Raw genomic sequence first — 25,709 nt, 5'->3', positions numbered from 1 at the left:
TCCGCTCACCGGAGGCCAGCATGGCCGCGGTCCATTGCGCCGTCTCGTCGTGGTCCATGCCGCGCAAGAAGATCGCCATCAACAGCGCCGACATCTGTTCCTCGGCGACCCGGCCGTCGGTATAGGCGTCGATCACCCAGTCGATCGCCGCGTCGGGGAGCCGCCCGCCGTCGCGTTTGGTCTTGATGACCGTCGGCGCGTCGAAGTCATTAGCGCCGCTCGTCCTCATCGCTTCGCTCTGCATCGTCGTCGGCGCGGCTCAACGGGATGGCCGGGGCAGGTCGTCGGGCCCGAACGCCTCGGGCAGCAGGTCGCCGAGCCGGCGGGGTCCGTCGGGATGGCCGATCAGCAGATCGGGCCCGCCGTGCTCGGACAACACCTGCCGGCAGCGCCCACACGGCATCAGCACCGCCCCGCCGGCGTCGACGCACACCAACGCGAGCAGGCCACCGCCGCCGGTCGAGTGCAGGGCGCAAACCACGCCGCACTCGGCACAGAGACCCAGGCCATATGAGACATTTTCCACATTGCATCCGGTGACCACGCGCCCGTCGTCGACCAGCGCCGCCGCGCCCACCCGCAGCCGCGAATACGGCGCATAAGCATGCTGTGCTGCACCGGCTGCCTTGTCGTGCAGCATATTCCAGTCAATGGTCTTGGTCATGATCGTGATACCGAACGTCTGTGCAATGCATTCCCTGGGCCCCGTTCACTGTCGGCCAACTCACACCGCTACCCCGAATTCTGCGCCGGAGCAAGCATCGGCGGCTGCGGAGGGGTTCGTCTAACACTACAAATCGGGATAGATTGAGATGCCCGGCTGCCTCCGCAACGCGATAAGGACGCTGATGACGACGGCGACATCCGCGAGTCCGCCCACCCCGGCGCAAGACGGCTCATCCCGCTTGCGCCGTTCGCTGTATCGCGGCGACCCGGGCATGTGGTCGTGGGTGCTGCACCGCATCACCGGCGCGACGATCTTCTTCTTCCTGTTCGTGCACGTGCTGGACACCGCGCTGGTCCGGGTGGGTCCGCAGACCTACACCGAGGTCATCGCGACGTATAAGACGCCGATCGTCGGCCTGATGGAACTCGGGCTGGTCGCCGCGGTGCTCTACCACGCGCTGAACGGCATCCGGGTCATCCTGATCGACTTCTGGGAGCAGGGTCCGCGCTACCAGCGGCTGATGATATGGGCGACCGCCGTCATCTGGGTGCTGGTCATGGTTCCGGCCACGGTGGTGATCGGCATTCATCTGGTGGAGCGGTTCGGATGACCTCGCCCGATCTGCAGCTGGGCCGCGGTGACGTCGCCCCGGTGCGGCAGGACAGCTTCGACAGCCCGGCCAGCTTGGGCAATCCCCGCCAGCCGCGCCGGCACACCGCGATGCCCAACTTCGAGAAATACACCTGGCTGTTCATGCGCTTGTCTGGTGTCCTCCTTGTATTTCTCGCGCTCGGGCACCTCTTCGTGATGCTGATGTGGGACGACGGCGTCTACCGCATCGACTTCAACTTCGTGGCCCAGCGCTGGGCGTCGCCGTTCTGGCAGACCTGGGATCTGCTGCTGTTGTGGCTGGCGCAGCTGCACGGCGCCAACGGCTTGCGGACGATCATCGGCGATTACACCCGCAAGAATTCCACCCGGTTCTGGCTGAACACCCTGCTGGCGGTGTCGATGGTCTTCACGCTGGTGCTGGGGACCTATGTACTGCTGACCTTCGACCCGAACATCTCATGATTCAAGAACACCGATACGACGTGGTGATCGTCGGCGCCGGCGGCGCGGGGATGCGTGCCGCGGTCGAGGCCGCCCCGCGGGTCCGTACCGCGGTGCTGACCAAGCTCTACCCCACCCGCAGTCACACCGGCGCTGCGCAGGGCGGTATGTGCGCGGCGCTGGCCAACGTCGAGGACGACAACTGGGAATGGCACACCTTCGACACCGTCAAGGGCGGCGACTATCTGGCCGACCAGGACGCGGTGGAGATCATGTGCAAAGAGGCCATCGACGCGGTCCTTGACCTGGAGAAGATGGGGATGCCGTTCAACCGCACCCCCGAGGGCCGCATCGACCAGCGCCGGTTCGGCGGGCACACCCGCGACCACGGCAAGGCTCCGGTACGCCGATCGTGTTATGCCGCCGACCGCACCGGCCACATGATCCTACAGACGCTCTACCAGAATTGCGTCAGGCACGACGTCGAGTTCTTCAACGAGTTCTACGTTCTCGACCTGCTGCTCACCCAAACCCGCAGCGGTTCGGTGGCCAGCGGGGTGGTCGCCTACGAGCTGGCCACCGGTGAGATCCACGTCTTCCACGCCAAGGCGGTGGTGATCGCGACAGGCGGCTCAGGCCGGATGTACAAGACCACCTCCAACGCGCACACCTTGACCGGCGACGGGATGGGCGTTGTTTTCCGTAAGGGACTTCCGCTGGAGGACATGGAGTTTCACCAATTTCATCCGACCGGGCTGGCCGGACTGGGCATTCTGATATCCGAGGCCGTGCGCGGCGAGGGCGGTCGGTTGCTCAACGGCGAAGGCGAGCGCTTCATGGAGCGCTACGCCCCGACGATCGTCGACCTGGCACCGCGCGACATCGTCGCCCGCTCGATGGTGCTCGAAGTGCTGGAAGGCCGCGGTGCGGGCCCGCACAAGGATTACGTCTACATCGATGTCCGCCACCTCGGCGCCGACGTGCTGGCGGCCAAGCTGCCCGACATCACCGAATTCGCCCGCACCTACTTGGGTGTGGACCCGGTCACCGAGCTGGTCCCGGTCTACCCGACCTGCCACTACGTGATGGGCGGCATCCCGACGACGATCACCGGGCAGGTGCTGCGCGACAACACCGCCACCGTGCCGGGACTTTATGCGGCCGGCGAGTGCGCGTGCGTGTCGGTGCACGGCGCCAACCGGCTGGGCACCAATTCGCTGTTGGACATCAACGTCTTTGGTCGGCGGGCCGGGGTCGCAGCGTCCAACTACGCGTTGGGCCACGACTTCGTCGACATGCCCCCGGATCCGGCGGCGATGGTCGTCGGCTGGGTGGGTGACATCCTCTCCGAGCACGGCAACGAACGCGTCGCCGACATCCGCGGCGCGCTGCAGCGGTCGATGGACAACAATGCCGCGGTGTTCCGCACCGAGGAGACGCTGAAGCAGGCGCTCAAGGACATTCACGCCTTAAAGGAACGGTACTCCCGAATCACCGTGCACGACAAGGGAAAGCGTTTCAACAGCGATCTGCTGGAAGCCATCGAGCTGGGCTTTTTGCTCGAGTTGGCCGAAGTCACCGTGGTGGGTGCGTTGAACCGCAAGGAATCCCGCGGCGGGCACGCCCGCGAGGACTACCCCCACCGCGACGACACCAACTACATGCGCCACACCATGGCTTATAAGGTTCTGGAGGGCAGGAGCGCAGCGACCGGGGAATCAACAGGAGCCAGCGATCTGCTGTCCGACATCCGGCTGGACTTCAAGCCGGTGGTGCAGACCCGCTACGAGCCCAAGGAACGGAAGTACTGATGGGTGCACGCGACGTTGTCGAGACGCCCGAGCCCGGCGACCCGCCCCTGCCGCCGATCCCCGAGGGCGCGGTGATGGTGACCGTCAAGATCGCCCGGTTCAATCCCGAAAACCCGGATGCGGCCGGTTGGCAGAGCTTCCGGGTGCCGTGCCTGCCCACCGATCGGGTGCTCAACCTGCTGATCTACGTCAAGGGCTACCTCGACGGCACACTGACCTTCCGGCGGTCCTGCGCGCATGGGGTGTGCGGGTCGGATGCCATGCGGATCAACGGGCATAACCGGCTGGCCTGCAAGGTGCTGATGCGCGACCTGCTGCCCAAAAAGCCGGGTAAGCCGCTGACCATCACGATCGAGCCGATACGCGGGCTGCCGGTGGAAAAAGACCTCGTGGTGGACATGGAGCCGTTCTTCGATGCCTACCGCGCGATCAAGCCGTACCTGATCACCAGCGGCAACCCGCCGACCCGCGAGCGGATCCAGAGCCAAACCGACCGGGCCCGCTACGACGACACCACCAAGTGCATCCTGTGCGCGATCTGCACCACCAGCTGCCCGGTGTTCTGGAGCGAAGGCAGCTATTTCGGCCCGGCCGCGATCGTCAACGCGCACCGCTTCATCTTCGACAGCCGCGACGAGGCGGCCACCGAACGCCTCGACATCCTCAACGAGGTCGACGGCGTGTGGCGCTGCCGCACCACGTTCAACTGCACGGAGGCCTGCCCGCGCGGCATCGAGGTGACCAAGGCGATCCAGGAGGTCAAGCGCGCGCTGATGTTCGCGCGCTAGTTTCCTCGGCGAGCAGACGCAGAATCGCACTGCGCGGGCCTTCCGCGTGCGATTCTGCGTCTGCTCGCCACGGTCAGCCGCTGAAAAGACCGACCGTGCCGGCGACGGCGGTGGCCGCATTCGCGATCGTTTGGGTCGCCTGCTGCGCCGGCGTCGTCGGCGCCAAATCCAGCGGCTCGCGCAACGCGTACAGCCGGAAGCGGTAATGGTGCACGCCTGAGCCGGCCGGGGGGCACGGGCCGAGATAGGCTGCGTTGCCGCCGGAGTTCAGCCCCACGCTCGCTCCCGCGGGCAGCGCGCCTTCGCCGATTTCGGTGGTTGCCGGCGGAATGCCGGTGACTACCCAGTGGACATAGAGCCCGGCGGGGGCGTCCGGGTCGTCGACAACCAGCGCCAGCGACCCGGTGCCAGCCGGGACGTTCTCCCAGCGAAGCGGTGGCGGCACGTTTCGGCCCTTACAGGAGTACTCGGCTGGAATCGGCGCGTTGTCGGCGAAGGCCGAACTGGTCACGGTGAACTTCGCCGCCGCGGCGGGCGGTGGTGATGGCGTGGTCGTCGCTGTTCCGGTGGGGGTAGCGGCGCCACCGCACCCGGGCAGGCTGAGACAGAGCAGCGCCAGAGCTGCTGCGGCCAGTCTCATGGCGTAAAGACTGTCACAGCTTGTCCGGCTGGATCGTCAGACGGGTATGCCGCAGAAAACTCGCATCGATCCCCTGCCACCCAAGCGGGCCAACTGGCTGGTCCGCATGATGTACCGGTACGCCAAGCGCCATTTCGGCGAAGTCCCCGAGCCCTTCGCGGTGGCCGCGCATCACCCGCGGCTGCTGGTCGCCAACGCCGTGCACGAAATGCTGCTGCAGTCGGCATCGCGCAAACTACCGGTCAACGTCCGTGAGATCGCGGTGTTTTGGACCGCCCGCACCGTCGGCTGCTCGTGGTGTGTCGACTTCGGATCGATGCTGCAGCGCCTGGACGGGCTCGATGTGCAGCGGCTGACGGATATAGCGAATTACGCAGCTTCTCCGCGTTACACCGACGACGAGCGCGCCGCGATCGGCTACGCCGACGCGATGACCACCGACCCGCATTCGGTCACCGATGAGCAGGTCGCCGACTTGCGGCGGCGGTTCGGCGACGCCGCAGTCGTCGAGCTGACATACCAGATCGGCGTGGAGAACATGCGGTCCCGGATGTACTCGGCGCTGGGTATCACCGAGCAGGGCTTCAACTCCGGTGATGCTTGCCGGGTGCCCTGGGCTGGCGAGTCACAAGGTTCCCCGAACGCGGGCGGACACAGAGGAGCATGCCAATGATCGTCACGTGATGGCCGCTGGCCGCGCTGGCCGCAATCCAGCTCACCGATGCCGCTCTTTGTTGGAAGCCTGTCGGATTCATCAGCGACTGCCTGCTCGACGTCCGGTTCCCGCGCCGCTTCTGGCGGGTCCTGCCGCCGCTGAAAATCGCATCGGCAGCGGGCCTGTTAATCGGGATTTGGTTCCCGCCACTTGCGCTGCTGACCTATGTCGCGTTGGTCTGCTATTTCATCGTCGCGATCACAATGCACGTCCGGGGGCCCGCGATTTCGGCCGCAACCTGTTCGTCAATGCCAGCGGCATGCTTGCGCTGTGCACCGCCGCACTCGGTTTCGTCATCGTGTCGGTGTGAAACCGGTTGGTTACCGAGCCCGCAGCGGAGAGCCGGTGAACTTGTCCGGATTCGCGATATCCCAGATGGCGCAGACCTTTCCGTCTTGCGCCGTGATCGCGAGGATGCGTGGCAGCATCGGCCGATGCTCGTCATCGCCGGGACTGCCCGCAGTATAGGCACCGAGCTCACCGTTGACCCGGGCCAGCTGGTTCGCCGTGAAGAACGCCGGGCCGTAGCGTTGCGCCAGGCCGAACATGAACCGCGCCACCTTGTCCGCGCCAACAATGACCTGAGCCGCGGTCGGTGCCTTGCCGTTGGCATCACCGGTGAACGTCACGTCCGGATGCAACAGTGCCACCACGGTATTCAGGTCGCCCGCCGCCATGGCGGCCATCAAGGCGCCGATCACCTCGTCGTGGGCCGGGTCCGGTTGCGGCGGGGGCTCGCCGGCCACCGCCTTGCGGGCCCGCGACGCCAACTGCCGGGCGGCGACCTCGGTCGTCCTGAGCACCTCGGCCACGTCGGCGAACGGCACAGCGAACCCGTCGTGCAGCACGAACGCCACCCGCTGATCGGGGGAAAGCCGTTCCAGCACCACCATCGCCGCGAACCGGGCATCCTCGTTCGCCACCACCACCGACAGCGGATCGGCGCCATCGAGCCCGGTCACCACCGGTTCCGGTAACCATTGACCCACGTAGCTAACACGGCGGTGCGCCGCCGATCGCAACCGGTCCAGCGCGAGCCGGCTGACCACCGTCGTCAACCAGGCCCGCAGATCCGCGATATCGGTACCGGTCCGGTCCCAGCGCAGCCAGGCCTCCTGCACGAGGTCCTCGGCATCGGCTACCGTGCCGGTCAGCCGATAAGCGACCGCCAGCAGATGCGGCCGCAACGCCTCGAATTCGTCGACTTGCTGGGCAGAGGTCATGGTCGCAAGTGTAGGAAGGGCACGATGACCACTAACCACCTGTGGGGGCACTTCGCGCGGCATGGCCCGGGCATCACGTCGCCGATCATCAGCCGCGGCGAGGGTGTCCGGATCTTCGACGACGGCGGCAAAAGCTACCTGGACGGGCTGTCCGGGCTGTTCGTCGTGCAGGTCGGACACGGCCGCGATGAGCTCGCCGAGGCGGCCGCCGAACAGGCTCGCACTCTGGCGTATTTTCCGTTGTGGTCGTATGCGACGCCACCCGCGATCGAGCTCGCCGAGCGCGTCGCGGGTTACGCGCCCGGCGATCTGAACCGGGTGTTCTTCACCACCGGCGGCAGCGAAGCCGTCGAAACCGCGTGGAAGCTGGCCAAGCAGTACTTCAAGCTCACCGGCAAACCCGGCAAGTACAAGGTGATTTCGCGGTCGATCGCCTACCACGGCACCACGCACGGTGCACTGGCGATCACCGGCCTGCCGGTCTATCAAGCGCCGTTCGAACCGTTGGCGCCGGGCGGTGTCCGGGTGCCCAACACCAACTTCTACCGCGCCCCGGAACCGTTTGACGCCGACCCCAAGGCGTTCGGCCGGTGGGCGGCCGACCGCATCGCCGAAGCGATCGAGTTCGAGGGACCCGACACCGTCGCGGCGGTGTTCCTCGAACCGGTGCAGAACGCCGGCGGATCCATCCCGCCGCCGCCGGGTTATTTCGACCGGGTCCGGCAGATCTGCGACGACTACGACGTGCTGCTGGTTTCCGACGAGGTGATCTGCGCGTTCGGCCGAATCGGCTCGATGTTCGCCTGCGACGACATCGGTTACGTGCCCGACATGATCACCTGCGCCAAGGGTCTGACGTCGGGGTATTCACCGATCGGCGCGATGATCGCCAGCGACCGACTGTTCGAACCGTTCAACGACGGCACGACGATGTTCCCGCACGGCTATACCTTCGGCGGACATCCGGTCTCGGCGGCCGTCGCGCTGGCCAACCTCGACATCTTCGAACGCGAGGGCCTCTGCGACCGGGTCAAGGAAATGGCGCCGGCGTTTCGCGCCACGCTGGAGCGGCTCTATGACCTGCCTCTGGTCGGCGATGTCCGCGGCGAGGGCTACTTCTACTCGATCGAACTCGTCAAAGACCAGGCGACCAAACAAACCTTTTCCACCGAGGAACGTCGTCGGCTGTTGCCCGCGCTGTCCACGGCACTCTATGACGCCGGGCTGTACTGCCGCATCGACGAGCGCGGCGATCCGGCGATCCAGCTGGCGCCGCCGCTGATCAGCACCCAAGCCGAGTTCGATGAAATTGAAGCGATCCTGCGCGGGGTCTTATCCAGCCGCGAAAGTGCGACTGGCGACGCATTTCTCGAGTAACAGCGTCGCTCAATGCACTTTCGCGGCAAGATGCCGGTGTGACGAAGCCACGCATCGACCCGGTTCGCTGGCAGCCGCCGCCCGTCGACCCGCTACCCGACGTCCCGCCGGCGGACATCACCGTCGTCCCGCTGCCGGGAAACGGGCCCGAGGACGTCGTCGTCGATCCCAGCGGCCGGATCTGGGCAGGCCTGGAGGACGGCCGCATCGTTCACATCCCACCGGACGGCGGCGAGCCCGTCGTCGTCGCCGAGACCGGCGGCCGACCGTTGGGCCTACACGTTGCGCGCGACGGGCGGGTACTCGTCTGCGACAGCCACCGGGGCCTGCTTGCGCTGGACCCGGATAGCCGCACGCTGGAAACACTGGTTGAATCGGTGACCGGCAGACCCCTGATGTTCTGTTCCAATGTCACCGAAACATCCGACGGCACAATCTATTTCACTGAATCGACCAGCGATTTTCGTTTCGAGGACTATACCGCGGCGATCATCGAGGCGCGCGGGCGGGGCGGCCTGTTCAAGCTCGGCGCCGACGGCAGCGTCGCCCAACTGGTCGACGGCCTGTACTTCGCCAACGGGGTCACGTCCACGGCTGACGAGTCGGCGCTGGTCTTCGCCGAAACCCAAGCGCGACGGCTATCGAAGTACTGGCTGACAGGACCACAGGCCGGATCGGTGACGCCATTGGCGGTGCATCTCCCGGGCATGCCCGACAATTTGTCCACGGGTGCCGACGGCCGAATCTGGACGGCGATGGTGACGCAGGTCAACGCCGCCCTGGAACGGCTGCTGCCGCGCGCACCGATCCTGCGCAAGTTGGCATGGCACCTGCCCGATCGGCTGCAACCGCAGATCAAACCGGAGGTGTGGGCTGTCGCGTTCGACGCCGACAGTGGCGCGGCCGTCGCCGGTCTGCGCACCACGCATCCGGATTTCGGCGTCGTCACCGGTCTCGTGGAGAGCGCCGGCAAGCTCTGGATGGGCACGATCAGCTACCCGGCCGTCGCGTACGCGGAACTGGAAGCCACCACGCTGTAAACCTCTCTTTTTAACTTCTGCAACACCAGTCACAGCGTGGCTCCCGGGAATCGCGCCGCTGATTGCCTACTCTGCACAGACAATGGCCTCCTTACGTCCGGTATCGTGCCTGGCAGCGGCGCTTTTCCTGCTCGCGGCACCCGGTATGCCCGCCGCGGCCGCCGAGCCCAACGCCGCGCCCGATTCATGCCCGTTCCGGGTGTCCACCCCGGAAGCGGTGGACTCGTCGGAGGTGCCGCAGGCCGGTGACCCGCCGCTTCCGCTTCCGGTACCGGCGAAGCCGATCGGCGGCGACGCGCTGAGCGGCTGCGGGATCATCGCCGCACCCGACACACCGCCGGTGCCCGACGACATCTCCGCCGAGGCCTGGCTGGTCGCCGATCTGGACAGCGGCGCCGTCCTCGCCGCCCGCGACCCGCACGGCCGCCATCGCCCCGCCAGTGTCATCAAGGTGCTGATCGCGATGGCATCGCTGAACGAACTCAGCCTCAACAAAACCGTCGAAGGCACCCCGGAGGACGCCACCGCCGAAGGCACCAAGGTCGGCGTCGTGCCCGGCGGCAGCTACACGGTCAACCAGCTACTGCACGGGTTGCTGATGCACTCCGGTAACGACGCCGCCCGGGCACTGGCCGGGCAACTCGGCGGCATGCAGGTGGCGCTGCAGAAGATCAACGCGCTGGCCGGCAAGCTCGGTGGCCGCGACACCCGTGTCGCAACGCCGTCCGGACTGGACGGGCCGGGCATGAGCACCTCGGCCTACGACATCGGCCTGTTCTACCGCTATGCCTGGCAGAACCCCACATTCGCGGATATCGTCGCCACCCGCACCTTCGATTTCCCGGGGCACGGCGATCGTCCCGGCTATGAACTGGAAAACGACGACCAGTTGCTCTACCACTATCCCGGTGCACTGGGCGGTAAGACCGGTTATACCGACGACGCCGGGCAGACGTTCGTGGGTGCCGCCAACCGGGACGGGCGCCGCCTGGTGGCGGTGCTGCTCCACGGCACCCGCCAACCGATTGCACCGTGGCAGCAGGCCGCGCATCTGCTGGACTACGGGTTCGCCACCGCCCCGGGTACCCGGGTGGGCACGCTGATCGAACCCGATCCGACGCTGGTGGTCGCCAAACCCGACGCCGAAGCTGCGAACGACGGCGCCGCCGCCCGAGCCGCGGCGATCGTGCCACCCACCGATGCGCTGCCGGTCCGCATCGGGGTGGCGATCATCGGCGCGGTGATCGTCTTCGGGCTGATCATGGTCGCCCGGTCGGTGAACCGCCGCCCCCAGCGCGAATTCTGATTACCGCTTGGCAACAGTCCGGCATCACCGCGCGCCGAAGTTGTCTGTAACTAGGTTGCACAGATATATTATCTGCAACCGGTAGGCACACATAACTGGAGGGCGTGATGTCCACAACCCTGACCGATACGCAGATACTCACCGAGCTCGAGCCCGTGGCGGAGCGCCTCGTCAACCGGCACATCTCGATGTTCAAGGAATGGAATCCGCACGACTACATTCCCTGGTCGGACGGCAAGAACTACTACGCGCTGGGTGGTCAGGACTGGGAGCCCGAACAGTGCACGCTCTCCGACGCCGCCCGAGTGGCGATGGTGCAGAACCTGCTGACCGAGGACAACCTCCCGTCATATCACCGCGAGATCGCGATGAACTTCGGTATCGACGGCGCCTGGGGTCAGTGGGTCAACCGCTGGACCGCCGAGGAAAACCGGCACAGCACAGCACTACGCGACTACCTGGTGGTGACCCACGAGGTCGACCCGGTCGAATTGGAGAAACTTCGCGTCGAGCAGATGACCCGCGGCTTCAGCCCGGGCCAGAACCAGCAGGGCGACTTGTTCGCGGAAAGCCTGTTCGACTCCGTCGTCTACGTGTCGTTCCAGGAACTGGCCACCCGGGTGTCCCACCGCAACACCGGTAAGGCATGCGACGAAACGATCGCCGACCAGCTGATGGCGCGGATGTCACATGACGAGAACCTGCACATGATCTTCTACCGCGACATCACCGCAGCCGGCCTGGACCTGGTACCCAACCAGGCGGTCAGGTCAATCCACCGCGTCCTGCGCAACTTCCAGATGCCCGGGTTCACGGTTCCCGAGTTCCGCCGCAAGGCCGTGATCATCGCGGTAGGCGGCATCTATGACCCGCGCATCCACCTCGACGACGTCGTCATGCCGGTGCTGAGGAAGTGGCGCATCTTCGAACGTGAAGACTTCACCGGTGAGGGCGCCCGGCTTCGCGACGACCTCGCCCTGCTGATCAAGGAGCTCGAAGTGACCTGCGACAAATTCGAGGTGTCAAAGCAGCGCTACCTCGACCGAGAGGCCCGCAAGGCCGAGAAGACCACCGCCAACAAGGTGCTCTCCACCAAGGGGACGCTCACGGTGAGCGGACACTAGCCCGCACATCACACTTTTCGTGTTAATCTGACTAACATGAATAAAGCGCGGCCATACCGGATGACCAACCGGGCCGCCGCGGCGGCCCGCACCGCCGACCGAATCCTCGACGCGACCAGAGAACTGGTCGCCGACAAGCCGTTCGCCGAGATCACGCTGGCCGGCGTCGCCGCGCGTTCCGGCGTGACGATCCAGACCATTCTGCGCAGGTTCGGCGACAAGGATTCCGTGTTCGCCGCCGCGGTTGCCCGCTTCGCGGCCGAGGTGCACGCGCAGCGCGGCGACGCGGTACCGAACAACCTCGACGACATTGTGCGCACGCTGGTACAGCACTACGAGGACTGGGGCCCGGTGATGCTCAAACTGCTCGGCGAGCAGGTCAGCGCACCCGCGGTCGGTGACGCCGTCGCGGCCGGAAAGCGCTACCACCGCGACTGGTGCGAGACGATGTTTTGCGATGCGCTGGCCGGCCTGCCGAAAGCCAGCAGATCCCGGCGGCTCGCCCAGTTGGTGGCGATCTGCGATCTGCGCACGTGGGAACTGCTGCGCATCGACTCCGGCCTCAGCGCGACAGCGACCGCAGCCGCCCTGCGTGAGATGCTCACGCCGCTCACGGTGAAGGAGCCATAGTGTCAACGATTTTGGCGTATACCTCGCCTGCCCTTGGTCACTTGTACCCGACCTGTGCGTTGCTGGCCGAGCTGCACCGACGGGGGCATCGCATCGCGTTGCGCACGCTGTCCGCCGGCGTGTCCATCGGCCGGCAGCTCGGCTTCGTCACCGACGCCATCGATCCGCACATCGAGGACATCGTGATGGCCGACTGGACGGCGCCCAACCCCCGTGCGGCGTTGAAATTGACCTGCGACATTTTCGCCAACCGGGCGGCACACGAGATCGGCGACCTGCGTGCGGCGATCGACGCCGTCGAACCCGACGCGTTGATCATCGACGCGAACTGCTGGGGAGCCGCTGCCGTCGCGGACGCCGGCAACATTCCCTGGCTGGCGTTTTGGCCCTACACGCCGTTTCTGCGGTCTCGTGGCGTACCGCCCTTCGGCCCGGGTTTGCGGCCCTGGCCGGGCGTGGCGGGCCGGATACGCGACGCGGCGCTGCGCCCGATCGTGACCGGGGTGGTAGAGAAGGCGATGCTTCCCGCACTCAACAACGTCCGTGCGCGGGCCGGGGCTGCCCCCGTCCACAGCGCCGACGAATTCGCGCGGCGTGCCCCGCTGATCCTGGTCGCCGGCGGCGAGCCGTTCGAATATCCGCACCCGGACTGGGGCGACGCGGTGCAATTGATCGGGGCGTGCGACTTCGATCCGGCCGCAGACCGACCGTCCTGGCTCGACGAGATCGATCGGCCGATTGTGCTGGTGTCGACATCGTCGGAACGGCAAGACGACCTCAGCCTGGCACTCACCGCCATGGACGCGCTCGCCGACGAGCCGGTGCACGTCGTGGTGACCCTGCTCACCGGCGTACCGGACGGCATCAGGGTGCCGGTCAACGCCACCGTCGCACAGTTCGTGCCGCACGGCGCCGTGCTGGACCAGGCGGTTTGCGCCGTCACCCACGGCGGAATGGGTTCGACGCAAAAGGCGCTCGCGCGCGGCGTGCCGGTCTGTGTAGTGCCGCACGGGCGCGATCAGTTCGAGGTGGCCCGTCGAGTCGAGGTCTCCGGCAGCGGTACCCGGCTGCCGGCCAAGAAACTAACCTCTGCGCGGTTGAAATCCAAAGTGTTGCAGGCGATGTCGATGGCCGACGGGGCGCGGCGGGTGGCTGAGGGGTTCGCCGCCACCGGAGAGGTCGGCCGCGGCGCCGATCTGATCGAACACCGGCTGCTCTGCCAACCCGTCAGCTAACCCCACCCGCCCGGAGCAGCCGCGGAAATTGACGTATGCCCGTCGCCTTGGGATCGTCTGTGGGGGCTGTCAGCTGTTGCGGTCTGAGTGGTCGTTAGTTGTCAGTGGTGTGCTGTAGGAACAGGGGTATGAATCTCGCGGCGTGGGCTGAGCGTAACGGTGTTGCGCGGGTGACTGCGTATCGCTGGTTTCGAGCCGGGCCGTTGCCGGTACCGGCGCAGCGAGTGGGCCGACTGATTCTCGTCGATGAGCCGACTGCCAAGGCTGGCGTGTGTGGTCGCACTGCGGTGTATGCGCGGGTGTCTTCAGCGGATCAGAAAGCTGATCTGGATCGGCAGGTCGCGCGGGTGACGGCGTGGGCCACGACCCGACAGATCCCGGTCGATAAGGTCGTTACCGAGGTTGGGTCCGCGCTGAAAGGGCACCGTCGCAAGTTCCTTGCGCTGCTGCGTGATCGGTTTGTGGGCCGGATCGTGGTGGAGCATCGGGACCGGTTCTGCCGGTTCGGATCGGAGTACGTCCAGGCGGCGCTGGCAGCGCAGGGACGCGACCTCGTTGGGGTGGATTCGTCCGAGGTTGACGACGATCTGGTGCGGGACATGACCGAGATCCTCACCAGTATGGGTGCTCGGTTGTATGGCAAAGGCGCTGCTGCCAACCGTGCTAAGCGTGCCGTCGCTGCGATGGCTGACGCCGGGGAACGCGAGGCGGCGTGATAGCAAAGTTCGAGATTCCTGAAGGTTGGACGGTGCAGGCGTTCCGATTCACCCTGGACCCGACCAGCGATCAATCGCGGATGCTGGCACGGCATTTCGGTGCCCGGCGTAAGGCATACAACTGGACCGTCGCGGCCCTGAAAGCCGACATCGAGGCGTGGCGCGCCACCGGGATAGAGACAGCGAAACCGTCGCTTCGGGTACTGCGGAAGCGCTGGAACAGCGTCAAGAACGAGGTCTGCGTCAACGCCGACACCGGCACCGTGTGGTGGGGCGAGTGTTCCAAAGAGGCCTACGCCGACGGCATCGACGGCGCGGTCGACGCGTACTGGAACTGGCAGAACTCCCGATCCGGCAAACGCGACGGCAAGAGGATGGGCTTCCCCCGATTAAAGAAGAAGGGACGCGACCAGGACCGCGTGACGTTCACGACCGGAGCGATGCGCGTCGAACCTGACCGCCGCCACCTCACGCTTCCGGTCATCGGGACCGTCCGTACACACGAGAACACCCGCCGGATTGAGCGGCTCATCGCGAAAGGCCGGGCGCGGGTGCTGGCGATCACGGTGCGCCGTAACGGCACCCGGCTGGACGCGAGTGTGCGGGTCCTCGTGCAGCGCCCGCAGCAACCGAAGGTGGCACACTCCGGTTCACGGGTTGGCGTTGATGTCGGGGTGCGGCGCCTCGCCACGGTTGCCAACGAGGACGGCACAGTGCTCGAACAAGTGCCGAATCCACGGCCACTAGACGCGGCACTCAAGGAGCTGCGGCACGCCAGCCGTGCCCGCTCGCGCTGCACGAAAGGCTCACGGCGCTACCGTGAGCGCACCACCGAGATTTCCCGGTTGCATCGCCGGGTCAACGATGTCCGCACCCACCACCTGCACGTTCTGACAACGCGTTTGGCCAAAACTCACGGCCGGATCGTGGTGGAAGGACTAAACGCGGCGGGGATGCTGCGGCAGAAGGGCCTGCCCGGTGCCCGCGCACGTAGGCGGGGCCTGTCGGATGCAGCCTTAGGCACACCGCGGCAGCACCTCGCCTATAAGGCGGGCTGGTACGGGTCGGCACTGGTGGTCGCCGACCGGTGGTTCCCGTCGTCGAAAACCTGCCATGACTGCGGGCATGTGCAGGACATCGGCTGGGACGAAAAGTGGCAATGCGAAGGCTGTTCGGTCACGCACCAGCGTGATGACAACGCCGCCGTGAACCTCGCACGCTACGAGGAAACATCTAGCGTCGTCGGCCTAGTTGGGGCCGCCGTCAAGCGTGGAGCCGACCATAAGACCGGGCCTCGCCCGGCAGGTGGCCGTGAAGCGCGGAAGGGACGCAGCCGCAAGGCTGCCGAACAACCCCGAGACGGGGTGCAAGTCGCGTGACCACTAAAGATCACTCACTTGCAACGGCCACCGGTACTGTCGGGAACAGCGGCGATGGTGTCGTGGCGTCAGGTGAGCACCGCGGTGCAGGTAAACCCACTCCAGTGAGAGGAATCAGATTGGGCCGAATCGGTGAGCTGCAACGGTCGCGAGGCGCACTGCTGATCGGCCTTACCGCGGCAAGCGTCGGCCTCATCTGCGGGTACGACCTCTCCAACATCGCGGGTGCTCTGCTCTACATCACCGACGGCTTTCGGCTATCCACCAACAAGCAGGAGCTGGTGACGACAGCGGTGGTCATCGGCCAGATCATCGGGGCGATGAGCGGCGGGCCGCTCGCCAACGCGGCCGGGCGAAGGAACTCGCTGATGCTGGCGACGGCCGCGTACGCGATATTCGCGGTGCTCGGTGCGGTATCGGCCTCACTGCCGATGCTGGTGGCCGCACGACTGCTGCTCGGTTTGACCATCGGAGTGGCCATGGTGGTGGCACCGGTGTTCGTTGCGGAGTCCGCGCCGGCCGCTATCCGCGGTTCCTTGCTGGTCAGCTACCAGGTGGCAACGGTAACCGGCATCATCCTGGGCTACCTGGCGGCCTACGGGCTGGCCGGGTCGCAGGCCTGGCGATGGATGCTGGGCTTGGCCGCGGTGCCCGCGTTGCTGGCGCTGCTGCTGGTGCAACGGATGCCCGACACCGCCCGCTGGTACATGCTCAAGGGCCGGATCGATGACGCGCACCGGACGCTGGAGCGGATCGAGCCGGAGGCCGACGTCGAGCAGGAACTCGGCGAGATCGGCCGCGCGCTGTTCGAAGAAACCGGCGGGGCGCCCGCCGAGATGCTGCGACGACCGTACCTGCGGGCCACCGTCTTCCTGGTCGGCTTCGGCTTTTTCATTCAGATCACCGGCATCAACGCGATCATCTGCTACGGCCCGCGCCTGTTCGAGGCAATGGGCTTCCGGGGTCACTTCGCGTTGCTCGTGCTGCCGGCGCTGGTACAGGTCGCCGCACTGGCTGCGGTGGCCACCTCGCTGCTTCTGGTCGACCGGCTGGGCCGCCGGCCAATTCTATTGACCGGGATCGCCGCGATGATCGCTGCCAACGCGTTGCTGATCGGGGTGTTCGCCGCTGGCGACGGCTCCCACACCGTGCTCACTGTGTTCGGGTTCGTCGGCGTGCTGATTTTCGTGATCGGTTTCACGTTCGGTTTCGGCGCTCTGGTGTCCGTTTACGCGGGGGAGAGCCTCCCGTCCCGGCTGCGCTCGCTGGGGTCGGGCACCATGCTCACCGCGGATTTGGTGGCCAACGGGATCGTCACCGCCGTTTTCCTCACCATGCTGCGATCCCTCGGCGGTGCCGGCACCTTCACCGTGTTCGGTGTCCTCGCACTGGCCAGCTTCGCATTCGTCTACAGGTTCGCCCCGGAAACCAAGGGCAGGCAGCTCGAAGACATCCGCCACTTCTGGGAGAACGACGGCCGCTGGCCCGCCGAATTGCCGATAGCGGCAAAAACCCCGTCATGGCTCTGATCGCTGCCGGCACAATCGTTCTCGAGCAGCAGGTTCGCCGACCGGGCTGGGTGGAAATCGCGGGCGATCGCATCCTCGGCTGCGGACCCGGCTCACCGCCGCAACGGGCCGATGTCGAACTGCTTGACGCGGTCGTGGTGCCCGGCTTCGTCGACATGCACGTGCACGGCGGTGGCGGAAGGTCCTACACCGACGGCCAAGCCGCAAACATCCTGTGTGCGGCCGATTTTCACCGCCGGCGCGGGACCACCACCACGCTGGCCAGCCTGGTCAGCGCGTCGCCCACCGATCTGCTCGCCGGGGTGCGGGCGCTGGCCGAGCAGACTCGGGCCGGCACTGTCGCGGGCATCCACCTGGAGGGGCCCTGGCTGAGCGTGCGGCGCTGCGGAGCACACGACCGCCGGCAGATGCGCGACCCGGAGCCTGCCGAGATCGACGCCCTGTTGCGTGCCGGTGACGGCGCGGTACGGATGGTGACGCTGGCACCGGAGCGTCCCGGCAGCGACGACGCGATCCGACGTTTCGTCGATGCGGGTGTTGTTGTCGCCGTGGGACATACCGACGCCGGCTACCAGCAGACGCGGCAGGCCATCGCGCTCGGCGCGACGGTCGCCACCCACCTGTTCAATGCGATGCCACCGCTGCACCACCACGAACCCGGACCGGTGCTCGCGTTGCTGCGCGATCCGCGGGTGACCATTGAGTTGATCGCCGACGGCGTACACGTCCATCCCGCGATGCTGGACGCGGCGATCGAGACGGCGGGACCCACCCGGGTGGCGCTGGTCACCGATGCCACCGCGGCGGCCGGCGCCGGCGACGGCAGGTTCCGGCTGGGAAAAATCGACATCGACGTGGCTGACGGCGTGGCCCGGGTGCCGGGCACCTCGACGATCGCCGGTAGCACCGCGACCATGGATCAACTGTTCCGCAGCGTGGCCGGCCGCGGTCCGGATCAGGACACCGGGTTGGCCGACGCGGTGCAAATGGCGTCGATCACCCCGGCTCGTGCTCTCGGGTTCGACGACGTCGGCTGCCTGCGTCCGGGTCTGCGTGCCAATCTTGTTGTGCTGGGCCAGGGTCTGCAGGTGACCGACGTCATGGTCAACGGTAAATGGGTGACCCGCTGACCGGCATCTGACGAGCGCGCGTGTTTGTACGCCGACACGCCGCAAATCCCGCACAACCATGCACGCTCGAGCGAGTGATCGATGACCGCGGAGCTTGAAAGAAGTCTGCGACGTTAGGGTTTGCTATCGTTGGCCAGTCGGCAACCGACAACCGGACGAGCGGCACCGTACCCGGCCTGCGACAAGACGGCGCTGTGGAGGTGCGTGATGGCCTGGCTGATCCTCGCGGCGTCGGGGGCCCTGGAAGCGGTGTGGGCCACCGCTTTGAGCAGGTCTGACGGGTTTTCCCGGCTGGCTCCCTCGATCGTTTTCGTTGTGGCGCTGATGTTTTCGATGAGCGGATTGGCAATCGCGATGCGCAGCCTACCGACCGGCACCAGCTACGCGGTGTGGGTCGGGATCGGTGCCGTGCTTACGGTCGGCTACGCGATGCTGACCGGCGACGAAGCGGCCTCGCCGATCAAGGTGCTGCTCATCGCCGGCGTGATCGGCTGCATCGTCGGGCTCCGGTTGGCGACCTAGCGCCGATGGATTAGCCGCGAAAGCCCAAGCGCCCCAATTGCTCCGGCTGCTACTGCAGCGAACGCCTGCCGTGCGCTCAGACCCTCGTCGGCCTGCACCCGGGTGGTGATCACCGCGGGCTCGGGCGGCTCCGCGGATGCCGCGAGCAGGTTTTCCGGTGACGTCGCCGCCCAGGCGGTGGCGAACAACAACAGCCGCGCGGTGATATAGGCGAACACCATCAAACCCAGCACCGGCCCGAACGTCGCGCCGGCCGGACTGTGCAGCACCGAGCGCAGATAGACCGACGCGACCAACTTGAACACCTCGAAGCCGACCGCCGCCAGCAATCCGGCCCGCACCGAGCTGGCGAAGCCGATCGACTCCCTTGGTAGCCGGGCGATCATCCAGGTGAACACCAGCCACGACACCAGCACCGACGTCAGCACCGACACCCCGCGAAGGATGCCGTCGAGCCCTGGGGCATCCTGAAGCCCCAGCCAGCCAAGCACTTTCGCCATCGGTGCGGCACCGGCCAGCACACTGAACGCAAGGGTAGCCACGATCGCGACGAATGTGGACGCCATCGCCGCCAGATCCGACAGCTTGGTGCGCACGAAGCCGGGTGGCTTAACCCGTTGCTTCCACATCTCGCTGAGCGCGTTACGCAGATTGGCCATAAAGCTCAGGCCCGCCCATCCGGCGGCGGCCAGGCCGATGATACCGACCGACGCGCGCGAGTCGATCGCCGAATTCATCAAGTCCACCACCTGCTGGCCCAGAGGGCCGGGCACCGTGGCCCTGACTTTGTTGTGCACCTGGCTGAGCAGGTCTCCCCGACGTGACAGGACGAAGCCGCCGACCGCGAAACCGACCATGAGCAGCGGGAACATCGCGAAGATCGTGTAGTAGGTCAGGCCGGCCGCGAAGTAATTGCCCTTGCATTCGTTGAACCGTTCGTTGGCCCGCATCACATGGTCGAACCACCGGTACCGCGCCCGTAGCCGGTCCAGGATGCCTGGCTTATCCGCTTCGGTCATCGTTGCGGCAGGAACCCAAGCCGGTCATAGGTCCGCTCGACGGTTTTTGCGGCCACATCCTGGGCTCGTACCGCTCCGGTGGCCAGTACGGCTTTTAGTTCGCCAGGATCGGCCAGCAACTCGTCGACTCGCGACTTGATCGGTGTCACGAAGTCGACGACGACTTCGGCGGTGTCCTTTTTCAGGTCGCCGTACCCGTGTCCGGCGTAGCGCCGAACCAGGGTGTCGATGTCCTCGCCGGTGATCGCAGACTGGATGCTCAGCAGGTTCGACACCCCGGGTTTGACGGCCGGGTCGTAACGGATTTCACGTTCGCTGTCGGTCACCGCGGATCGAATCTTCTTGGCGGACAATGCCGGATCATCGAGCAGGTTGATCAGTCCCGCGTCGGTGGCCGCCGACTTACTCATCTTCGACGTCGGGTCGGCCAGGTCGTAGATCTTGGCGGTTGCCTTGGGAATCAACAGATTAGGAACGACGAAGGTGTCCGGGAACCGGCTATTGAATCGCTGCGCGACATCGCGTGCCAACTCCAGGTGTTGGCGTTGGTCCTCCCCCACCGGCACCAGCTCGGCGTCGTAGGCCAGCACGTCGGCGGCCTGCAGTACCGGGTAGGTGAACAGACCGACCGTGGTCGCCTCGTTGCCCTGGCGTGCCGATTTGTCTTTGAACTGCGTCATCCGCGAAGCCTGGCCGAAACCGGTGAAACAACCCAGTACCCAGGCCAACTGGGTATGCGCGGGCACGTGGCTCTGCACGAAGATCGTGCTGCGGCCCGGATCGATGCCCAGCGCCAGATATTGCGCGGCGGTCACCAGCGTGCGGCGCCGCAGCACCTCGGGATCCTGCGGGATGGTGATCGCGTGTAGGTCGACCACGCAGAAGAACGCGTCGTGGTCGTCCTGCAACTCGACCCAGTGGGTGATCGCGCCCAGCGCATTGCCGAGGTGAAGCGAGTCGGAGGTGGGCTGCACACCGGAGAAGACCCGGGGCGTTGCGGTAGTGGTGCTCATGGTGCTTCTAAATATTTCACTCTGGGATCTTTTCACGCTGTTCTGCGCCCGCGGTCGCGCGCCTTGCGGTACCGGCGGTATCACCTTACTGTCGGCAGCATGACGACCACCCGCGAGCCGATCCATCTGGGAACCGGCGAGCCGGTCCTGCTGCTGCACCCGTTCCTGATTTCGCAGATGGTGTGGCAAACGGTGGCCCAGCAACTGGCCGATACCGGCCGCTACGAGGTGTTCGCCCCGACGATGGCCGGCCACAACGGCGGGCCGGACGCCGGCACCCGGTTCCTCAGCTCCGAAGTGTTGGCCGACCACGTCGAACGCCAACTCGACGACCTGGGCTGGAATACCGCCCACATCGTCGGCAACTCGCTGGGCGGCTGGGTGGCGTTCGAACTCGAGACTCGGTGCCGCGCACGCACCGTCACCGGCATCGCGCCGGCCGGCGGCTGGCATCGCTGGAGCCCGACGAAATTCGAGGTGATCGCCAAGTTCGCCGGGGGTATGCCGGTGTGGGTGCTGGTCTACTTGCTCGGGCCGCATATCTTGCGTCTGCCGCTGAGCCGCCGGTTAGGCAGCCTGCCTATCAGCGGATCGCCGGACGGGATCAGCGAACGCGAACTCATCGCGGTGATCGATGACCTGAGGCATTGTCCGGCCTACTTTCAGCTGCTCGTCAAGTCGCTGCTGCTGCCCGGGCTGGCGGACTTGGCCACTACCGGCGTCCCCACCCAACTGGTGCTCTGCGAGAAGGACCGAGTGGTGCCCCCGCGCCGGTTCAGCCGGCATTTCGTCGACCATCTGCCCCGCCAGACAAAGATCACGATGCTCGACGGTGTCGGGCACATACCCATGTTCGAGGCGCCGGGGCGGATCACCGAAATCATCGCCGACTTCATCGAGGAATACAGTCCGCCGATCCGGGCGGTCGACCCGCCCGCGAGCTAGCCCACTCAGCCCAGCGCCTTCTTCAGATTGTCGGCGATCGTGTTGAGGAACTCCTCACTGGTCTGCCAGTCCTGATCGCCGCCGATCAGCAGCGCGAGATCCTTGGTCATCTGCCCGGCCTCGACGGTGGAGACGACGACCTCTTCCAGCTTCTCGGCAAATTCGATTACGTCGGGAGTGTTGTCCAGCTTGCCGCGGTGCTCAAGTCCGCGCGTCCACGCGAAGATCGACGCGATCGGGTTGGTGGAGGTGGGCTTGCCCTCCTGGTACTGGCGGAAATGCCGGGTGACGGTGCCGTGGGCGGCTTCGGCCTCCACCGTCTTACCGTCGGCGGTCATCAGCACCGACGCCATCAGCCCCAGCGAGCCGTAGCCCTGGGCGACGGCGTCGGATTGCACGTCGCCGTCATAGTTCTTGCAGGCCCACACGTAGCCGCCCTCCCACTTGAGGCAGGCGGCGACCATGTCGTCGATCAGCCGGTGCTCGTAGGAAAGCCCGGCGGCCTCGAACTTGTCCTTGAATTCCTCGTCGTAAATGTGTTGGAACTCGTCTTTGAACATGCCGTCGTAAGCCTTGAGGATGGTGTTCTTGGTCGACAGATACACCGGGTAGTTCTCTTGCAGTCCGTAGGCGAACGACGCGCGGGCGAAGTCCTGGATAGATTCTTTGAAGTTGTACATCCCCATCACGACGCCACCCCCTTCGGGGATGGACACCATCTTCTGCACGATCGGCTCACTGCCGTCGTCCGGGGTGAAAGTCAGTGTGACGGTGCCGGGCCCGTCCACCGTGAAGTTCGTCGCACGGTACTGGTCACCGAAAGCGTGACGGCCGATGATGATCGGCTTCTTCCACCCCGGAACCAGCCGCGGGACGTTCGAAATGATGATCGGCTCACGGAAGATCGTCCCGCCCAAGATGTTTCGGATCGTCCCGTTGGGCGACGCCCACATGTGCTTGAGGTTGAATTCCTTGACGCGGGCCTCGTAGGGGGTGATCGTGGCGCACTTGACCCCGACGCCGTGTTTCTTGATCGCGTACGCCGAGTCGATCGTCACCTGGTCGTCGGTGGCGTCACGATGCTCGATGCCCAGGTCGTAGTAGTCAAGCTTGATGTCGAGGTGCGGGAAGATGAGCAAGTCCTTGATCCACTGCCAGATGACGCGTGTCATCTCGTCGCCGTCGAGCTCCACGATCGTGCCTACGACTTTGATCTTTCGTGCGCCGGACATGGCCCCAACAGTACAAGTGACACCCCCGACGGAACCGTTTGTGCTGGTCGTGAGCAGGCATCAGCCTGCCGCGGTGAGCACAGCATTGAACGTCGGGCTCGGCCGCATCACCGCCGTGGTCAAGGCGGCGTCGGGAGCGTAGTAGCCACCGATGTCCACCGGCTCGCCCTGTACCTTGGCCAGTTCGGCCACGATGACGTCTTCGTCCGCAGTCAACGCGTCGGCCAGGACCGCGAAGTGCTTCCGCAAGTCCCGGTCATCGGTCTGCGCGGCAAGTTCTTGCGCCCAGTACATGGCGAGGTAGAACTGGCTTCCCCGGTTGTCGAGCTCACCGGTCTTGCGCGAGGGACTCTTGTCGTTGTCCAGCAGCTGGCCAATCGCGGCATCCAATGTCTTGGCCAGGATCTTGGCGTGCTCGTTGCCGGTCTTGATGCCCAGGTCTTCCAGACTGGCGGCCAACGCGAGGAACTCACCCAGCGAATCCCAGCGCAGATGGTTCTCCTCCACCAGTTGCTTGACGTGCTTGGGCGCCGACCCGCCCGCACCCGTCTCGTACATGCCGCCGCCCGCGATCAGCGGCACGACGGACAACATCTTTGCACTGGTGCCCAGTTCCAGGATCGGGAACAGATCGGTGAGGTAGTCGCGCAGGATGTTGCCGGTGGCGGCGATGGTGTCGAGCCCGCGGATCAAGCGCTCCAGCGTGTAACGCATGGCGCGCACTTGCGACATGATCTGGATGTCGAGGCCACTGGTGTAGTGATCCTTGAGGTATGTCTTGACCTTTTTGATCAGCTCGTTCTCGTGTGGACGGTATGGGTCCAGCCAGAACACCACCGGCATGCCGGAGTTACGCGCACGGGTAACGGCCAGCTTGACCCAGTCGGAGATGGCTGCGTCGGTGACTATGGGCATGCGCCAGATATCGCCGGTCTCGACGTTCTGCGTCAGCAGCACCTCACCAGTGGCGAGGTCCACGATGTTGGCGACACCGTCCTCGGGAATCTCGAAGGTCTTGTCATGGGAGCCGTACTCCTCCGCTTGCTGCGCCATCAGGCCGACGTTGGGGACGGTACCCATGGTCGCCGGATCGAAGGCGCCATTGGTCTTGCAGAAGTTGATGATCTCCTGGTAGATGCGGGAAAAAGTGGACTCAGGGTTCACCGCCTTGGTGTCCTTGGGCCGCCCGTCGGCGCCGTACATCTTGCCGCCCGCACGAATCATCGCCGGCATCGAAGCGTCCACGATCACGTCACTGGGCGAATGAAAGTTCGAGATTCCTCTGGCTGAATCGACCATGGCCAGCTCGGGACGATGCTCGTGGCAGGCGTGCAGGTCCCGGATGATCTCATCGTGCTCCGAGGCGGGCAGCGACTCGATCTTGCTGTACAGATCGACCAACCCGTTGTTGACGTTCACTCCCAGTTCGTCGAACACCTTCTGGTGCTTGGCGAAGGCATCTTTGTAAAACGTCTTCACCGCGTGTCCGAAGACGATGGGGTGGCTGACCTTCATCATCGTCGCCTTGACGTGCAGTGAGAACATCACGCCGGTCTTGCGCGCATCCTCCATCTGCTCTTCGTAGAACTCACACAGAGCTTTGCGGCTCATGAACATGCTGTCGATGATGTCGCGTTCGTCCAGCGACACCTTGGGCTTGAGCACGATCGTCTCGCCGCTCTTGGTCACCAGTTCCATCTTCACGTCGCGCGCGCGGTCCAGCGTCATCGACTTCTCGCCGTGATAGAAGTCGCCATGCCGCATGGTTGCGACATGGGTGCGCGAGGCCATCGACCACTCGCCCATGCTGTGTGGGTGCTTACGCGCGTACTCCTTGACCGCCTTCGGTGCGCGACGATCCGAGTTACCTTCCCGCAGTACCGGGTTCACCGCGCTGCCCAAGACATTGGCGTAGCGTTCTCGGAGCTCCCTTTCCCCATCGGTCTTCGGATTCTCCGGATAGTCCGGAAGCTTGAACCCCTTTCCCTGCAGTTCTCTGATCGCGGCCACGAGTTGCGGCACTGAGGCGCTGATGTTCGGCAGCTTGATGATGGTGGTGTCGGGTAGCTGGGTCAGCCGGCCCAGCTCGGCAAGGTTGTCGGCTACGCGCTGCTCTCGAGACAGGTAATCGGGGAGCTCGGCCAGGATCCGTGCCGCCACAGAGATGTCGCTGGCTTGGATCTTGATGCCCGCCGGCTCGGCAAAGGCACGCACTATCGGCAGAAAGGCGTGGGTCGCCAGCATCGGCGCCTCATCGGTCAACGTGTAGATGATGGTCGGCTGTTCGGCGCACACGGTCTTTCTCCCGGCGTCTCAGGTCAGTTTTTTCAGCGGCTCATGTTGTGGCTGTCAGTATCGCGTACGGGGCAATTGGCCCCGGTGAAGGGGTGGGGCGCTATCACGGGCGTTTGGCCTGGTTTCGACCGCCATGTGGGCAGCGGCAAACCGGCCAGGTGGCGATGCCCCGGCGACGTGCGATAAGCTTTCGGTCGGTCATGAGCGCCAGCGTCAAGCCCCGGCTTGCTGGCCGGCAACCCTCCAACCGCGGTGGGGTGCCCCGGGTGATGACCAGGTTGAGTAGCCACAACCGGCTACGCGGCAAGCGCGGGTCCGCC

Annotated in this window: 23 protein-coding genes, 3 pseudogenes and 2 riboswitches; of the genes and pseudogenes, 18 read left to right on the top strand and 8 right to left on the bottom strand. The window is 65.6% G+C overall.

Features of this window, described 5'->3' with window-relative positions:
- Both ACRDTL_RS16305 and ACRDTL_RS16300 read right to left on the bottom strand, forming a co-directional pair.
- Nucleotides 1-229: pseudogene (locus tag ACRDTL_RS16305) on the bottom strand (thymidine phosphorylase); the annotation flags it as partial.
- 30 nt (nucleotides 230-259) lie between these two features.
- Nucleotides 260-664 (bottom strand): cytidine deaminase, encoded by a 405-nt coding sequence (locus tag ACRDTL_RS16300; protein WP_431507741.1) that lies wholly within the window; start codon nucleotides 662-664, stop codon nucleotides 260-262.
- Between the two features lie 274 nt (nucleotides 665-938).
- On the opposite strand from ACRDTL_RS16300, the gene sdhC reads away from it, so the two are divergent.
- From sdhC to ACRDTL_RS16280, 4 genes are read left to right on the top strand one after another with little or no spacing between them, the layout of a single operon-like run.
- Nucleotides 939-1,277, top strand: a complete 339-nt coding sequence (gene sdhC, locus ACRDTL_RS16295; RefSeq protein ID WP_431507744.1) for a succinate dehydrogenase, cytochrome b556 subunit — start codon at nucleotides 939-941, stop codon at nucleotides 1,275-1,277.
- Nucleotides 1,274-1,741: a succinate dehydrogenase hydrophobic membrane anchor subunit gene (locus ACRDTL_RS16290; RefSeq protein WP_431507740.1), complete on the top strand. Its 468-nt coding sequence runs from the start codon at nucleotides 1,274-1,276 to the stop codon at nucleotides 1,739-1,741. The genes sdhC and ACRDTL_RS16290 overlap by 4 nt, the downstream gene beginning before the upstream one ends.
- Nucleotides 1,738-3,531, top strand: a complete 1,794-nt coding sequence (sdhA, locus tag ACRDTL_RS16285) for a succinate dehydrogenase flavoprotein subunit (protein WP_431507739.1) — start codon at nucleotides 1,738-1,740, stop codon at nucleotides 3,529-3,531. Before ACRDTL_RS16290 ends, sdhA begins: the two co-directional genes overlap by 4 nt.
- Nucleotides 3,531-4,319 (top strand): succinate dehydrogenase iron-sulfur subunit, encoded by a 789-nt coding sequence (locus ACRDTL_RS16280; RefSeq protein ID WP_431507738.1) that lies wholly within the window; start codon nucleotides 3,531-3,533, stop codon nucleotides 4,317-4,319. The genes sdhA and ACRDTL_RS16280 overlap by 1 nt, the downstream gene beginning before the upstream one ends.
- Before the next feature lie 73 nt (nucleotides 4,320-4,392).
- Here the strand turns inward: ACRDTL_RS16280 and ACRDTL_RS16275 are convergent, their stop codons facing one another.
- Nucleotides 4,393-4,959 carry a YbhB/YbcL family Raf kinase inhibitor-like protein gene (locus ACRDTL_RS16275; RefSeq protein ID WP_431507737.1) on the bottom strand — a complete coding sequence of 189 codons (567 nt, stop codon included), beginning with the start codon at nucleotides 4,957-4,959 and terminating at the stop codon, nucleotides 4,393-4,395.
- 34 nt (nucleotides 4,960-4,993) lie between these two features.
- Between ACRDTL_RS16275 and ACRDTL_RS16270 the strand changes: the two are divergent.
- Both ACRDTL_RS16270 and ACRDTL_RS16265 read left to right on the top strand, forming a co-directional pair.
- Nucleotides 4,994-5,632, top strand: a pseudogene (locus ACRDTL_RS16270) (carboxymuconolactone decarboxylase family protein); the annotation flags it as partial.
- 17 nt (nucleotides 5,633-5,649) lie between these two features.
- Nucleotides 5,650-5,883 (top strand): annotated as a pseudogene (locus ACRDTL_RS16265) (DoxX family protein); the annotation flags it as partial.
- 111 nt (nucleotides 5,884-5,994) lie between these two features.
- Here ACRDTL_RS16265 and ACRDTL_RS16260 read toward each other — a convergent pair.
- Nucleotides 5,995-6,897 (bottom strand): sigma-70 family RNA polymerase sigma factor, encoded by a 903-nt coding sequence (locus tag ACRDTL_RS16260; protein WP_431507736.1) that lies wholly within the window; start codon nucleotides 6,895-6,897, stop codon nucleotides 5,995-5,997.
- Between the two features lie 24 nt (nucleotides 6,898-6,921).
- On the opposite strand from ACRDTL_RS16260, the gene ACRDTL_RS16255 reads away from it, so the two are divergent.
- From ACRDTL_RS16255 to ACRDTL_RS16205, 11 genes are all read left to right on the top strand, one after another.
- Nucleotides 6,922-8,274, top strand: coding sequence for an aspartate aminotransferase family protein (locus ACRDTL_RS16255; protein WP_431507735.1), 1,353 nt, complete (start codon nucleotides 6,922-6,924; stop codon nucleotides 8,272-8,274).
- Between the two features lie 38 nt (nucleotides 8,275-8,312).
- Complete coding sequence (locus ACRDTL_RS16250; RefSeq protein WP_431507734.1) at nucleotides 8,313-9,314, top strand: SMP-30/gluconolactonase/LRE family protein; 1,002 nt, start codon at nucleotides 8,313-8,315, stop codon at nucleotides 9,312-9,314.
- Between the two features lie 82 nt (nucleotides 9,315-9,396).
- A complete protein-coding gene (locus tag ACRDTL_RS16245; RefSeq protein WP_431507733.1) occupies nucleotides 9,397-10,620 on the top strand; it encodes a D-alanyl-D-alanine carboxypeptidase family protein in 1,224 nt (407 codons plus the stop codon).
- 107 nt (nucleotides 10,621-10,727) lie between these two features.
- The gene (locus ACRDTL_RS16240; RefSeq protein ID WP_431507732.1) at nucleotides 10,728-11,744 is read left to right on the top strand and encodes an acyl-ACP desaturase; all 1,017 of its coding nucleotides are present in this window, start codon (nucleotides 10,728-10,730) and stop codon (nucleotides 11,742-11,744) included.
- Between the two features lie 36 nt (nucleotides 11,745-11,780).
- A complete protein-coding gene (locus tag ACRDTL_RS16235) occupies nucleotides 11,781-12,374 on the top strand; it encodes a TetR/AcrR family transcriptional regulator (protein WP_431507731.1) in 594 nt (197 codons plus the stop codon).
- Nucleotides 12,374-13,609, top strand: a complete 1,236-nt coding sequence (locus ACRDTL_RS16230) for a glycosyltransferase (RefSeq protein ID WP_431507730.1) — start codon at nucleotides 12,374-12,376, stop codon at nucleotides 13,607-13,609. Before ACRDTL_RS16235 ends, ACRDTL_RS16230 begins: the two co-directional genes overlap by 1 nt.
- A 128-nt stretch (nucleotides 13,610-13,737) precedes the next feature.
- Nucleotides 13,738-14,325: an IS607 family transposase gene (locus ACRDTL_RS16225; protein ID WP_431507729.1), complete on the top strand. Its 588-nt coding sequence runs from the start codon at nucleotides 13,738-13,740 to the stop codon at nucleotides 14,323-14,325.
- Entirely contained in the window at nucleotides 14,325-15,704 is a 1,380-nt protein-coding gene (gene tnpB, locus ACRDTL_RS16220; RefSeq protein ID WP_431507743.1) for an IS607 family element RNA-guided endonuclease TnpB, read from the top strand. Before ACRDTL_RS16225 ends, tnpB begins: the two co-directional genes overlap by 1 nt.
- Before the next feature lie 104 nt (nucleotides 15,705-15,808).
- Complete coding sequence (locus ACRDTL_RS16215; protein ID WP_431507728.1) at nucleotides 15,809-17,233, top strand: sugar porter family MFS transporter; 1,425 nt, start codon at nucleotides 15,809-15,811, stop codon at nucleotides 17,231-17,233.
- Nucleotides 17,224-18,363 carry an N-acetylglucosamine-6-phosphate deacetylase gene (gene nagA / locus ACRDTL_RS16210; protein ID WP_431507727.1) on the top strand — a complete coding sequence of 380 codons (1,140 nt, stop codon included), beginning with the start codon at nucleotides 17,224-17,226 and terminating at the stop codon, nucleotides 18,361-18,363. The genes ACRDTL_RS16215 and nagA overlap by 10 nt, the downstream gene beginning before the upstream one ends.
- Nucleotides 18,364-18,494: 131 nt before the next feature.
- Nucleotides 18,495-18,559: riboswitch (guanidine-III (ykkC-III) riboswitch) on the top strand.
- A gap of 11 nt (nucleotides 18,560-18,570) precedes the next feature.
- A complete protein-coding gene (locus ACRDTL_RS16205) occupies nucleotides 18,571-18,885 on the top strand; it encodes a DMT family transporter (protein ID WP_431507726.1) in 315 nt (104 codons plus the stop codon).
- Here the strand turns inward: ACRDTL_RS16205 and yhjD are convergent.
- Complete coding sequence (gene yhjD, locus ACRDTL_RS16200; RefSeq protein ID WP_431507725.1) at nucleotides 18,882-19,904, bottom strand: inner membrane protein YhjD; 1,023 nt, start codon at nucleotides 19,902-19,904, stop codon at nucleotides 18,882-18,884. The two genes, ACRDTL_RS16205 and yhjD, sit on opposite strands and share 4 nt — an antisense overlap.
- Entirely contained in the window at nucleotides 19,901-20,917 is a 1,017-nt protein-coding gene (gene trpS, locus ACRDTL_RS16195) for a tryptophan--tRNA ligase (RefSeq protein ID WP_431507724.1), read from the bottom strand. Before trpS ends, yhjD begins: the two co-directional genes overlap by 4 nt.
- A 147-nt stretch (nucleotides 20,918-21,064) precedes the next feature.
- Here trpS and ACRDTL_RS16190 point away from each other — a divergent pair, with 147 nt between their 5' ends.
- Nucleotides 21,065-21,862, top strand: coding sequence for an alpha/beta fold hydrolase (locus ACRDTL_RS16190; RefSeq protein ID WP_431507742.1), 798 nt, complete (start codon nucleotides 21,065-21,067; stop codon nucleotides 21,860-21,862).
- Between the two features lie 5 nt (nucleotides 21,863-21,867).
- Here ACRDTL_RS16190 and ACRDTL_RS16185 read toward each other — a convergent pair whose 3' ends face one another.
- Both ACRDTL_RS16185 and ACRDTL_RS16180 read right to left on the bottom strand, forming a co-directional pair.
- Nucleotides 21,868-23,094 (bottom strand): NADP-dependent isocitrate dehydrogenase, encoded by a 1,227-nt coding sequence (locus ACRDTL_RS16185; RefSeq protein ID WP_431507723.1) that lies wholly within the window; start codon nucleotides 23,092-23,094, stop codon nucleotides 21,868-21,870.
- Between the two features lie 60 nt (nucleotides 23,095-23,154).
- Nucleotides 23,155-25,389, bottom strand: a complete 2,235-nt coding sequence (locus ACRDTL_RS16180; RefSeq protein ID WP_431507722.1) for an NADP-dependent isocitrate dehydrogenase — start codon at nucleotides 25,387-25,389, stop codon at nucleotides 23,155-23,157.
- Between the two features lie 196 nt (nucleotides 25,390-25,585).
- Nucleotides 25,586-25,705: riboswitch (SAM riboswitch) on the top strand.
- Nucleotides 25,706-25,709 lie beyond the last annotated feature (4 nt).

The sequence above is a fragment of the Mycobacterium sp. genome (genome assembly GCF_050700595.1).
Classification (GTDB): Bacteria; Actinomycetota; Actinomycetes; order Mycobacteriales; family Mycobacteriaceae; genus Mycobacterium.
Note: the sequence above shows the minus strand (reverse complement) of the source record. Positions and strands in the feature narration are given on the sequence as shown.